The following is a 12,506-nucleotide window of genomic DNA, read 5'->3' on the forward strand; positions in this document are numbered from 1 at the left end:
AAGTTATGTTAACTTATGCGGTAATTGAGATTAACTCAACATTTATAGAGATGAGAATATATGAAAAAAAAGAGAACGGCTATAGAGTTTTAGAAAAGATAACAGAGGATATAAATATATTTAAAGAGATGAGAGAAAAAAATGAGTTATCTTTAGAAAAAATGAGAAAAATGTGTGAAATTTTAAAAAAAATGAACAATCTTTCAAAAGATTATGGTGTTTTAGAGAAAAAAATTATTTTTAGTGATTTTTTTAAAAATATAAATAATTTTCCAATGCTAGTTGATCAAATAAAGTTAAAAGTGAATTTGCCAGTAGAAAATATAGATTTAAGTGAGAAAACATATCTTTCTATAAAAAAAGTTATATATTCTGAAAAAGATATTTTTTCAAAAAAAGAGAGTCGATTATTTTTTAATATGAAATCATTTAGTTCAAATGTATATTTATTTTATAAAGGGGAACTTTCGATAAACGAAAATATTAATTTGGGAGTTGAAAAGTTATACACTATTTTAGAAGAGAACGGTATCAACTCGAAAAAAGCTTTTGATTTTATATGCGACTATATGGAGAGTTATGTAGAGTTTGTAAGAAGAGGTATTGGTCGTAAAATTATAAAAAAAATGATTCTAGAAGGAGAACTTGAAGAAAAGGTAATAAAAATTCTATTTCCTAAAAAAGATCTTAAAGATGTATCCCTATCTGATTTAAAAGACAAATTAAAATTTATTCAAGAGCATTCATATAACGAGATAGCTTTGAAATATGGATGTACTTTATCAATGGCCAAATTGATGGTTATATCACTTTGCTTAATAATAAGCTTCTGTGATTACTTTGAAATTAAAGAGATTAAGTTTTTAGATTTTAATATAAAAGATATTTGTGCTTTAGAAAAATTTTATCCAGAATTGAAAAAAAGTTTTGATGAAACTTTATGGAAAATAACTTTAGATTCAGTAGTAGAACTAGGAGAGAGATTTGATTTTGATAAAGCACACTCTGAATTTGTCAAAGATTTAGGTTTAAAGCTTTTAGATAGTTTAAAAAAATTTCATTCTTTAGGAAAAGAGGAGTATAGATATTTTGTTGTAGCTTCCTATCTTCATGATATTGGAAAGGCTATAGCTTTTAGAAATCATAGTGAACATTCGGTTTATATTTTAGAAAATACAACAATTTTTGGATTAAATAAAGAGGTTATTGAAAAAATAGCGTTTATAGTGAGAGCTCATACTGCGAGTGCAAAACTAGAAGAACTTTATAACTATGAATTTAAAGGGGAAGAGTTAATAAAATTGCTGAAGATAGTAGCAATAATAAAGATTGCAACAGCTTTAGATAGAGGAAAGAAGCAAAGGCTATATAATGAAAAGATTAATTTAGAATCAAATGTTTTATTCATAGAGATGGATACGGATGAAGATTTTTATATGGAGAAAAGTAGTTTTGAAAAACAGTCGAAACTATTTAAATATTTGTTTGATTTAGATATAGAGCTTAAAATAAATAGGAGGTTTGGGGAGTAATGGTAGTTTATACTGGAAAAGATTTTTACAATAGAGAGCTGAGCTGGATAGAGTTCAATAAAAGAGTTTTATCAGAAGCAGAAGGTGCTGAAAACCCACTTTTAGAAAAATTGAAATTTTTAGCCATTGTAAGTTCGAACTTTGATGAGTTTTTTAAAGTTAGGGTAGCAGGGTTAAAAGCTCAAGAGGAGTCAAATTTAGAGTTAAGAGATATGGCTGGATTTCTTCCAAAAGAGCAGTTACTAATGATAAAAAAAGAGGTTACAGATGTTGTAAGTAAGCAGTATAATTATTATGTTTCTATAATGGAAAAAATAAAAAATGAAGGAAAAGTTTCAATTAAAAATTATGATGAATTAGCTGGAAAAGAGTTAAGATTTATAGAGAACTATTATAATGAAACGATTTTTCCAATTTTGACACCAATGGCTATTGATACATTTAGGCCATTTCCACATCTAAATAGTGGGGCTATAAACTTGATTTTGAATGTTAAAGAGAAAGATGGTATATCTTTTGCAATTGTAGAAGTACCAAGAGTAATAAATAGATTGATAAAGTTACCAGGTGGAAATAATTTCATTTTATTAGAAGAAGTTATAAAAAATAATCTGAAGAAACTTTTTAATGGATATGAGATAATAGATATCGGATATTTTAGAATAACTAGAGATGAAGATTTAGGAATAGATGATAATAATGGTGCTGAAGATTTGCTTTCAGAAATTGAAAAAGAGGTAAAGAATAGAAAGTGGGGAAATCCTGTTAGAGTTGAATACATTGATGGGGTTTCTAAAAAAAGTTTAGAGTTTTTGAAAGAACAGATTGAGTTAGAAGAGGATAATTTTTACCCTGTATTGGGGCCACTTGATTTAACTTTTTTATGGGGAGTTGTAGATGTAAGTGGGGCTGATGAGCTAAGGTTTACTAGAAATGTTCCGAGATACTATAAAGAACTAGCAGGAGAGAATATATTTAAAGTTTTATCTAAAAAAAATGTATTGTTGAGGCATCCTTTTGAAAGTTTTGAACATGTAATTGATATGGTTAGAGTTTCAGCTCAAGATCCTAAGGTTTTAGCTATAAAACAGACTCTTTATAGAGTAAGTGGAGACTCTCCAATAATTAAGTATTTGAAAAAAGCTGCTGAAAATGGAAAGCAAGTAACTGTGCTTGTAGAGTTAAAAGCAAGGTTTGATGAGGAGAGAAATGTTAAATGGGCCAGAGAGCTAGAAGAAGCAGGTTGTCATGTTATATATGGGTTGAGTGGATTAAAGACCCATGCAAAGTGCCTTTTAGTTATTAGAAAAGAAGAGGATGGAATAAAAAGATATATCCATTTAGGAACAGGAAATTATAATGATTCTACAGCAAAATTGTACGTTGATTACTCGTTCTTCACTAAAGATGAGGAGATGGGTGTGGATGCTAGTCATCTATTTAATAAACTTACAGGATTTTCTAAAATTGACGATTGGAAAAAGTTGATCGTTGCTCCAACACATTTAAGAGCAAATCTATATAAACTTATAGATAGAGAGATAGAGAATGTAAAAAAAGGTGGATCAGGAAAAGTAACTATAAAAGTAAATGGTATGACAGATCAAGGGATAATTGAGAAGTTATATGATGCATCTAAAGCAGGGGTTGAAATTGTTTTAATCGTTAGAGGAGCTTGTTGTTTAAGAAGTGGTGTTGAAGGGTTGAGTGAAAATATAAAAGTGTATAGTTTAGTTGGAAGATTCTTAGAACATGATAGAATATATTATTTTGAAAATAATGGAGATGAGGAGCTATATTTAGGAAGTGCAGATTGCATGAGAAGAAATTTAGATGGAAGAGTTGAAACGATATTTCCATTGGAAAATAAAGATGATAGAAAAAAAGTTACACAATTTTTAAAGGATATTTTAAAAGATAATGTAAAATTAAGAATACAAAATAAAGATGGTAGTTATTCATTAGTTGGTGCTAAAAATAAAAAAGGAACTCCGAAATATAATTATCAAGAAAGTTATAGAGAAAAATATATAGAGTAAAAATATTTTAATAAGGGGTGAGTTTTATGAGGTTGATAAAGGTTTCGAAAAAAGTGGATTTATTTAAAAAAGCTATAGATATATTTAAAGAAACGACTTATGGAAAAGATGTTGTCAATATTGCTTTTTCAGGAGGAAGAACACCAAAAGATTTTTTTACAAAATTATCGAAAGAGGATATAGATTGGGATAAGATAAATATATTTTTAGTAGATGAGAGGTTTGTTCCTTTAGATAGTGAACATAGTAATTATAATCTGTTGAAAAAGAATCTTTTAGATAAGATAGAAATTCCAGAAAAAAATATCCATAAAGTAGAGATTTTGAAAACTCCATTAGACTCTAAGATAGACTATGAAAAAAGATTATTAAAATATTTTAAAGGTGATATAAAGTTTGATGCAGTTTATTTAGGAGTTGGCGAAGATGGTCATACAGGATCTATTTTTACCTTAGATGACGTAGAGGTAGAGGAACCAACTCTTATAACTGAAAGTTCAAATCATCCATATAAAAGAATAACTTTGAGTATGGAAACAATAAATAAAGCCGAGAAAAAAATACTGATTGCTACAAAAGAAAAAGGGTATGTTTTGGAAAATTTGCCTCAGTGGAGATGCCCTGCATTTTATATAGAGGATCCGATTATTTTATTAGAATATGAAAAATAAAATTCTTGACTTTTAAACTAAAGTTTTATATTATATGATTATATACAGAATAGGTATAAATGGAGGAATGAAATTATGAGAATGATGTTATTTACAACACCAACTTGTCAATACTGTGGACCAGCAAAAGAGTTATTAGCAGATACAGAGGGTGTAGAAGTTATAAACGCAATGGAAAACCAAGAGTTAGCAGCAATGTATGGAATCAGATCTGTACCTTGTTTAGTAGTAGAAAAATGTAGTGGAACACAATCTTACGTAGGATTAGATCAAATCGCTAGATTTGTTGACGAGAAAGGTCAAGCATCTGGTGGATGTGGATGTAGCTGCGGTCATTAATTATTAGGCCATGTAAACAGTAGTTTACATGGTTTTTTTTTAGATGTATAATAAGCCTAGAGGTGAAAATATGAAGAAAAAAATATTTTTATTTTTGCTTCTTTCTATTATTTCAATTTTTGGAGGTATTAGGGAGGAAGCTAAAAATAAAGCGAACCTATATACTTTTGTAAGTTCTGAAATAAAAGAGTTAAAAAATGAGAAAAAAGATAAATATATAGTGCTTGATATTTCTAAAAAAAATGTTGAGTTTTTAAATAATTCAAATAGAAACAAAAAAGATGAGGATATAGATGAAAATGATACTCAAATCTATCTGATTAATTCTAATTTTACTCCAATTTTAAGAGTTAGTTTAATAGATGAAGAGTTGTCAAAAAGATATTCGTATAAAAGTTTAACCTATACAATTTTAAATAGAGATCAAAATCGAGTTTTAAGAATTTAAAAAATAGTTTTTTCAGAAAATGAATATTATATAAAAATTGGAGGAAAAAATGAAAAAACTATTAATAACTGAAGAAAATGAAATTTTACAAAAAAAAGAGAGTTTTATGGAGAAATCTTTTAAAGTTCTTTTTTTAATTATGTTCGTGGGATCATACTTGCTACTTTTAGGTATAATGTCTTTTAAACTTTTAGAATATATATTTATATATTTTATTTCAAGGTAGGTGTATAGATGGGTGTTGAAATATTAGTAGTAGGAATTATAATACTTATTAGTTTATTTTCAATAAGAATATCTAAAAAACTGGAGATTCCTTTGTTAATAATGTTTTTATTAGTAGGAATGTTGGCTGGTTCAGAAGGAGTCGGTGGAATTTATTTTGATAATGCATTGGTTGCTCAAAATATTGGGACAATAGCATTGATGTTTATAATATTTTCAGGTGGATTGGAAACTGATAAGGCGGATGTTAGAAAATCACTATGTCCGAGTGGAACTTTGGCAACTCTAGGTGTACTTTTAACAGCTGGATTATCTAGTGTTGCAGTATACTATTTAACTGATTTTACTTTGAAAGAATCACTACTTTTCAGTGCGATGGTTTCGTCAACTGATGCAGCAGCGGTTATGTCGATATTAGGAGATTCGAAGTTAAAAAAAGATGTTAAATCTGTTGTTGAGATTGAATCTGGAAGTAATGACCCTATGGCTTATGCACTGATACTATTTTTACTTTCATTCTTTAAAGAGGGGGAAAATCCATCGTTAGTTATAGGAGTTATATTTTTATTGAAGCAGATAACTTTAGGAGCTATGATAGGTTATATCTTTGGAGTAATAACTCTTCCTTTAGCGAACTATATAAAAATAGTGAGAGAGGAGTTTTTAACGATTCATCTTATAGCGATGCTGTTTATATGCTTTGGTTTAGCCACAGTTTTTGATGGGAATGGGTTCTTAGCTATATATATAGCCGGGATAATGGTTGGAAACAAAAAGTTTAACTATAAATTAAACTCTATCAGAAATATGAGGCTTATAACTTGGTTTATGCAAATTGGGATGTTTGTGATGCTAGGTCTTCTTGTTTTTCCGAGTCAACTATTAGGCTATATAGCAGTAGGAAGTTTGCTCTCTGTAATTATGATTATTGTTGTTAGAATACTTATTGTTTATGGACTGTTACTTCCATTTAAATTTTCTTCGAAAGAGAAACTTTTTATATCTTGGGCTGGGTTAAAAGGAGCTGTTCCTATTATATTTGCAACTATGGCTGTTACAGAGGGATTACCTAATGCTCAAGGAATGTTTAATCTAACGTTTTATATTGTCGTATTTTCAGTTTTGCTTCAGGGAATGACGTTGAAGTATGTTGGAAAAAAATTAAATCTATTCGAAGAGGAGATTGAAACAGAGAATGTAATTGAGGTAGATGAGTTAGAGGAGTTGGCACTGAAGAAGATGTTACTTCATGAAGACTCTGAATATGTGGATAAAAAGATTAAAGAGTTAGAACTTCCACCGGGAATGTTAATTGTTTCTATTAAAAGAGGAGATAGCTATGTAACTCCTAAAGGTGATGTGGTACTTTTAGTAGGAGATACTCTTCTATTTTCTCGAAATTAATTGTATTTTTCTCAATATAGTTATAAAATAGAATATAAAATTAATTTATTTTTTGTTTAGAAGGATGTGAGAAGTTGAGTAAAATTTTTATAAAAAAGGATAGAGAAAGATTATGGTATAGTGGTCATCCGTGGATGTACTCTGGAGCTGTAGAAAAGATAGAGGGAAAACCAGAGGGTGGATCTGTTATAGAGGTATATAACTCGAAGAAAGAGTTTATAGGATATGGACACTACAATAAGAACTCAAAAATAATGGTTCGTATGCTTGAAAAAAATATCGATAAAAAGATAGATTTGAATTGGTATTGTGAAAAAGTGAGAGAAGCTTTCACTTTAAGAGAGATGATCTCTATAGATAGTAATGGTTATAGACTTATTCATAGTGAATCTGATTCTTTACCTGGAGTTATAGTGGATCGTTTTGGTGACTACTTAGTGGTTCAAGCTTCAACTCTTGGAATGGAGAGAGATAAAAATCTTTTAGTAGAAGCTTTGAAAAAAGAGATTCCTAATGTTAAGGGAATATACGAAAAAAGTGAAGGGGATGGGAGAAAGTTAGAAGGGCTTCCAGAAGTTTCAGGAGTACTTTTTGGTGAGGTTCCAGATGAGATTGAAATATATGAAGGAAAAGCTAAGTTTACAATAGATTTAAAAGGACAAAAGACTGGATTCTATTCAGATCAAAGAGATAATAGAGTTTTAATGGGAAATCTTTCAAAAGGAAAGGATTTCTTAGATGTATGTAGTTATACAGGAGGATTCTCTCTTCATGCAATGGTAAATGGTGCTAACTCATCAACTTTAATAGATGTGAGTGAGGATGTTTTAAATGTAGCTAGAAAAAACTTAAGGGCTTATGAAAATGTTGAGTTTATAAAAGGAAATATCTTCAATGTCTTAAGAGACTTAGTGAAAGAGGGACGTCAATGGGATTTAGTAAATTTAGATCCTCCGAAATTAGCTCCGAACAGAAGAGATTTAGATAAAGCGTTAAAAGCTTATAAGGATATAATTTTAAATGGATTGAAGCTAACAAAAAAAGGTGGATTCTTATCTATCTACAGTTGTAGTGGAGCTGTAACAAGTGCTGATTTAAGAATGGCATTGGCGTTTGCAGTGAAAGATGCAGGAGTAAAAGCGATAATCGTTAATCAACTGCACCAAAGTCCGTGTCACCCGATATCAGTAGCAGTACCTGAAACTGAGTATTTAAAAGGGTTCTTAGTTAGAGTAATATAAAATTTAAATTGAAGGGGCGTGCCAATATTTGGTGCGCTCTTTTCTTAAAATATAAGGATGGTGGCGTTAGATGAAAAAAATTAGTTTATTATTTTTGACGGCAGCGATTGGTATGAACTTATTTGGAAGTGAGATGAAAAGTTTAAAATCAGAGAGTGTTAGAGATCGTGAGATTGAAGAATCTCTGATAAGGGAGTTTGATTTGAAACGTGGAGAGGATAAAATCAATTATATGTATAATAGAGTTGATTTGAATGGCGATGGAAAAAATGAGGTTATAGTATATGCTTATGGACCTATGATAGGTGGAACTGGTGGCGACTCAGGATTGGTTTTAAAAGAGAGAAGTGAGGGATATGACACGGTTTCTAAATTTAGTCAGCTTAGAATACCAATAGTTATCAGTGATAAAAAAACAAAAGGTTGGAAGGATATTATACTTTCTGTATCTGGAGGGGGAGCTGAACCTGGGATGGTAGAGATGAAATTCAATGGAAAAAAATATCCAAGTAATCCAACGGTTTTACCACTTATATCTGATGAGAGTAAGATAAAAGGAGTAAAAATTTTAACAGATAGTTACGAAGAAAATAAAGGTATCCCTTTAGAGTAAAATAAAAAGACCACTTTAAGTTTTTACTTAATGTGGTCTTTTTTATCTCAACAACTAAATCTTAGCTGATATATTCATTGGTGGAGATGACGGGAATCGAACCCGTGTCCAAAATTGCAAGCGCCATAAGCTTCTACAAGCTTAGTTTGCTATTTAGATTCGCAATAGTTACTCCCGCAAACAGGGCTAACTAAAGCTATCCTCTAAAATGTCCCCTATAGCTTAGAGAAATTACTTAGGGTAATCTGTATTTAAGTGACACCTTGATTGAACGCTCCTACAGAAGAGAATGTTCAGAGGTGAGCTGACATTATGCAGCTAAAGCGTAATTATTGTTTCCATCTAAACGATGAGTTGACCTCTCACAGCGGTCAACCTGGCCTGCTACCTATAACCTCACAACCCTGTCGAAACCTTTGCATCCCCATTTATTCAATTGTAGGATTATTATACCATAAATTTTTCTTAAACTCAATTCTCATTGTTCATCTTTCTCATTTTTTTTATAGTTAGATAAAACATTCCAATAGCAACAGATGTATCAGCTATTGGGAAAGCTAACCAAACCCCAACCTCTTTGAAGAAATATCCTAAGATATAAACTAGTGGAATATTTAAAATAAGAATTCTAATCAAGAAAAATCTTGTTGCAAGAGCACTTTCTTTTATAGATTGGAAGAAATTATTACAAGCTAAAAATAGTGCTGTAAATGGCATCAAAAATAGATTTATTCTCATTGCAGATATAGTAAACTGAACAAGAGTTGGGTCATTTTTTATAAAGAATTTAACAACATTTTCAGTGTAAATCATCATTAGTAGAATTAGTAAAGTAGATACACTTAAAACTGTTAAAAGTTGAATTTTTAGAACTTCTCTGACTCTTTTATAATTTCCAGATCCGAATGTATATGAAATTATGGCAGCTGTTCCTTGATTAAATCCTTGTAAGCTAGTATTTATAACACTTCTACAGATAGAGATTATTCCAATAGCAGCAGTGGCAATATCACCGCCATATATACCTGCCTCTCTATTAGTTACAGTAATAACCGAAGATTGTAAAAGTTGATTGAAAAATCTAGGACTTCCAATTTTAAAAATCTCTATCAATATCTTAGGATTTAAAGAAATATTTTTTCTTTTGAATGAAACAACATTCGATCTCATAAAATATACAATAACGTATGCTGCACTTAGTGCTGTTGCTATAAGGGTTGCAAGAGCAGCTCCTCCAATTCCCATATCAAGTTTGATAATAAAAATATAATCTAAAACAACATTAAAAAGACCAGTAAAAATATTTACTCCCATCGCTGTAACAGAATCTCCAATTCCTCTAATTAAAGTACTTTGTCCTAAAAGAATTTGGAAAGTAGCTATAGGAATTAAGAAATTTGTATATTGAATAGCTGATGACATATTAGTTTGACTAGCACCTAAAATTTTTAAAATAGGATTGTTGAAAGTAAAAAGAAATATACTTAAAAAAATTCCGATTATAAATATCCATAAAAATCCTGTGCATAAAACTTTTTCAGCACCATCTTTATCCTGTGCTCCAAGCTTTACACCAACTATTATGGCAATTCCAGAAAAAGCAAAATTAAAACTATTGATAATCATAGCATAAGGGAAAACGAGGGCAACTGCTGCCATGCCCTCTCTTCCTGCTACTTGACCGATGAAATATCTATCTGTTAAAACACAAAGCATTCCTATGATAGCTCCTAAAGATGAAGGAATACTAAATTTTAAAATAGTCATCAAGGTACTTTGTTTTTCAAATTTTGAACTTAAATCTTGCAAAGTTTATCCCCCTGTAAAATATTATATTAAAAAATAAACAGAGAAGTAGTTGAAAACACTTCCTGCTAAAACAAAAAGATGCCAAACTCCGTGAGTAAATTTTTTATTTTTCATAAGATAAAAAATAGTTCCAACTGAGTAACTGATTCCGCCCCAAATTAAAAGATTTAAAGAAAGTGGTGTAACTAAAGCTTTTAAATCTTTAAATACAAACATTACCATCCAACCCATGAATAAATAGATTAAAGTAGAGATAACTTTAAATCTACCTACAAAAAATACTTTAAAAATTATTCCTGCTAAAGTCATTCCCCATTGAATAAAGAAAAGTGTCCATTTGGTTCTACCATCAAAAACACCTAAAAGGTACGGTGTATATGAACCAGAGATTAAAATGTATATAGCAGAGTGATCTAGTATTTTAAAGAATTTTTTTAGATTTCCAACGTAAAGAATATGATATGTTCCAGACATAGTGTAAAGTAAAACTAGTGAGAAACAAAATACCATAGAACCAACAACATATCCAACATTTCCACTTTTAAGAGAGTGAACCAATAGAGCACCAGTTCCAATCAGAGCTAAAATAGCTCCAAAATAGTGAGTCATTGAATTGATCCACTCTTCTAATCTAGTTAAAGCAGTCGCCATTTTTTTACCTCCTAATCATTTGTTTTGAAATTTAAAACAAGTTCATCAAACTTAGGTTCTAACTGTCTAAGTTTAACATTAGCAGCATTTAAAAGTTTCTTTGAAGCGAGATTTGAATCTGTATTATTGTATTTGTCAGAAAGGTATACAATTTCAGCTATTCCGCTTTGTATTATACTTTTAGCACATTCGTTACAAGGAAACAGATCAACATAGATACTACATCCTTTTAAATTTTTAGTGCTATTTAAAATTGCATTTAGTTCAGCATGACAAACATAAGCGTATTTGCTATTTAAAAAGTCCCCATCTCTATCCCAAGGAAACTCATCATCAGAACATCCAGCTGGGAATCCGTTGTATCCAACACCAACTATTCTTTTATCTGGAGTTACAATACAAGCTCCAACTTGTGTTCCAGGATCTTTGCTACGCTTTGCTGAAAGAATAGCTACTCCCATAAAATATTCATCCCAATCGATATAATCAACTCTTTTTGACATTTAAAATCCTCCTCGTTAAAAATTATTTTTTGTGTTGTAAATATAAATCCGCTAATGCGATAGCCGCAGCATTTTCTAAAACTATAGGAACTCTTAAAAGAAATGCAACATCATGCCTTCCATTTATTTTTAGTGGAAGAATAGAGTTCTCTTTAAAGTTAAATGTATCTTGAACCTTAAAAATACTAGACGTAGGTTTTACAGCGATCTTTAAAAGAAGATCATTTCCATTTGTGATTCCACCATTGATTCCACCATTATTATTAGACTCAGTTTTTCCAGTAGAGTTTATAAAATTGTCATTAAATTGACTACCCAATAATTCACATCCTTTGAATCCAGCACCAAACTCTAATCCTTTTACACCAGGAATAGAGAAAATCATAGAGGCCAAAACTGATTCAACCGACCCGAAGAAAGGTTCTCCAAGACCGATTGGAAGATTTTTTACAGCTAAAGAGATTGTTCCACCCAAAGAATCTCCAGATGATCCAGTTTCAATAAGATAACTTTCTAACTTCTCTTCAAACTCATTTTTATATAAAGTTCCAACAGTTTCAATATCTGTTTCAAATGAACTTTCACTTAATATTTTTTTTGCAATTACTCCAGCGGCAACAAGTCCAAGAGTCAATCTACCTGAAAAATGGCCTCCACCTCTGATATCATTAAATCCTGAATATTTTTGAGTCGCAGCAAAATCAGCATGCCCGGGTCTAGGATGAGATTTGAAATCAGAATAAACTTTTGAATCTGTATTACTATTTTCAAAGAAAATATTTATTGGAGCTCCAGTTGTAAAGCCGTTAAAAACTCCAGAGATTAAATTTGGTATATCTGTTTCTTTTCTAGGTGTTGTTCCGATTTTACCAGATTTTCTTTTGGAAAGATCTGTAATAAAATCATCTGTAGAAAGTTTTATACCAGCAGGGATACCATCTACTAAAACTCCAACTCCAGAGCCATGAGATTCCCCGTAAATATGAACCCTAAAAAGAGTACCAAAACTATTCATAAAAATCCTCCCAAAT

13 protein-coding genes and 1 other RNA gene are annotated in these 12,506 nt (G+C 30.5%); 9 read left to right on the forward strand and 5 right to left on the reverse strand.

Going from position 1 to position 12,506, the window contains the following annotated elements; all coding sequences use genetic code 11:
- Window positions 1-5: 5 nt before the first annotated feature.
- From L992_RS00245 to L992_RS13040, 9 genes are all read left to right on the forward strand, one after another.
- Complete coding sequence (locus L992_RS00245) at window positions 6-1,532, forward strand: HD domain-containing protein (RefSeq protein ID WP_047393845.1); 1,527 nt, start codon at window positions 6-8, stop codon at window positions 1,530-1,532.
- Complete coding sequence (gene ppk1 / locus L992_RS00250; protein WP_052191838.1) at window positions 1,532-3,571, forward strand: polyphosphate kinase 1; 2,040 nt, start codon at window positions 1,532-1,534, stop codon at window positions 3,569-3,571. The genes L992_RS00245 and ppk1 overlap by 1 nt, the downstream gene beginning before the upstream one ends.
- 26 nt (window positions 3,572-3,597) lie before the next feature.
- A complete protein-coding gene (pgl, locus tag L992_RS00255) occupies window positions 3,598-4,242 on the forward strand; it encodes a 6-phosphogluconolactonase (RefSeq protein WP_052191839.1) in 645 nt (214 codons plus the stop codon).
- A 75-nt stretch (window positions 4,243-4,317) separates the two neighbouring features.
- Complete coding sequence (locus L992_RS00260; RefSeq protein ID WP_052191840.1) at window positions 4,318-4,581, forward strand: glutaredoxin domain-containing protein; 264 nt, start codon at window positions 4,318-4,320, stop codon at window positions 4,579-4,581.
- A gap of 70 nt (window positions 4,582-4,651) precedes the next feature.
- Window positions 4,652-5,029: a hypothetical protein gene (locus L992_RS00265; protein ID WP_047381499.1), complete on the forward strand. Its 378-nt coding sequence runs from the start codon at window positions 4,652-4,654 to the stop codon at window positions 5,027-5,029.
- Between the two features lie 49 nt (window positions 5,030-5,078).
- Window positions 5,079-5,255, forward strand: a complete 177-nt coding sequence (locus tag L992_RS13405) for a hypothetical protein (RefSeq protein ID WP_156110618.1) — start codon at window positions 5,079-5,081, stop codon at window positions 5,253-5,255.
- Between the two features lie 8 nt (window positions 5,256-5,263).
- Entirely contained in the window at window positions 5,264-6,658 is a 1,395-nt protein-coding gene (locus L992_RS00270; RefSeq protein WP_047393848.1) for a potassium/proton antiporter, read from the forward strand.
- A 74-nt stretch (window positions 6,659-6,732) separates the two neighbouring features.
- Entirely contained in the window at window positions 6,733-7,899 is a 1,167-nt protein-coding gene (locus tag L992_RS00275) for a class I SAM-dependent rRNA methyltransferase (RefSeq protein ID WP_047393850.1), read from the forward strand.
- A 70-nt stretch (window positions 7,900-7,969) separates the two neighbouring features.
- Window positions 7,970-8,512 carry a hypothetical protein gene (locus L992_RS13040; protein WP_052193865.1) on the forward strand — a complete coding sequence of 181 codons (543 nt, stop codon included), beginning with the start codon at window positions 7,970-7,972 and terminating at the stop codon, window positions 8,510-8,512.
- A gap of 78 nt (window positions 8,513-8,590) precedes the next feature.
- Here L992_RS13040 and ssrA read toward each other — a convergent pair.
- The 5 genes from ssrA to L992_RS00300 form a co-directional block, all read right to left on the reverse strand.
- Window positions 8,591-8,938, reverse strand: a transfer-messenger RNA (tmRNA) gene (gene ssrA, locus L992_RS13260).
- 45 nt (window positions 8,939-8,983) lie between these two features.
- Complete coding sequence (locus L992_RS00285; RefSeq protein ID WP_047393852.1) at window positions 8,984-10,321, reverse strand: MATE family efflux transporter; 1,338 nt, start codon at window positions 10,319-10,321, stop codon at window positions 8,984-8,986.
- A 21-nt stretch (window positions 10,322-10,342) separates the two neighbouring features.
- On the reverse strand, window positions 10,343-10,972 hold the full coding sequence (locus tag L992_RS00290) for a hemolysin III family protein (RefSeq protein WP_047381493.1): 630 nt from the start codon (window positions 10,970-10,972) through the stop codon (window positions 10,343-10,345).
- An 11-nt stretch (window positions 10,973-10,983) separates the two neighbouring features.
- The gene (locus L992_RS00295) at window positions 10,984-11,475 is read right to left on the reverse strand and encodes a cytidine/deoxycytidylate deaminase family protein (RefSeq protein ID WP_047393855.1); all 492 of its coding nucleotides are present in this window, start codon (window positions 11,473-11,475) and stop codon (window positions 10,984-10,986) included.
- 22 nt (window positions 11,476-11,497) lie between these two features.
- Entirely contained in the window at window positions 11,498-12,490 is a 993-nt protein-coding gene (locus tag L992_RS00300; protein WP_047393858.1) for a chorismate synthase, read from the reverse strand.
- Window positions 12,491-12,506 lie beyond the last annotated feature (16 nt).

The sequence above is a fragment of the Cetobacterium sp. ZOR0034 genome, assembly GCF_000799075.1.
Lineage (GTDB): Bacteria > Fusobacteriota > Fusobacteriia > Fusobacteriales > Fusobacteriaceae > Cetobacterium_A.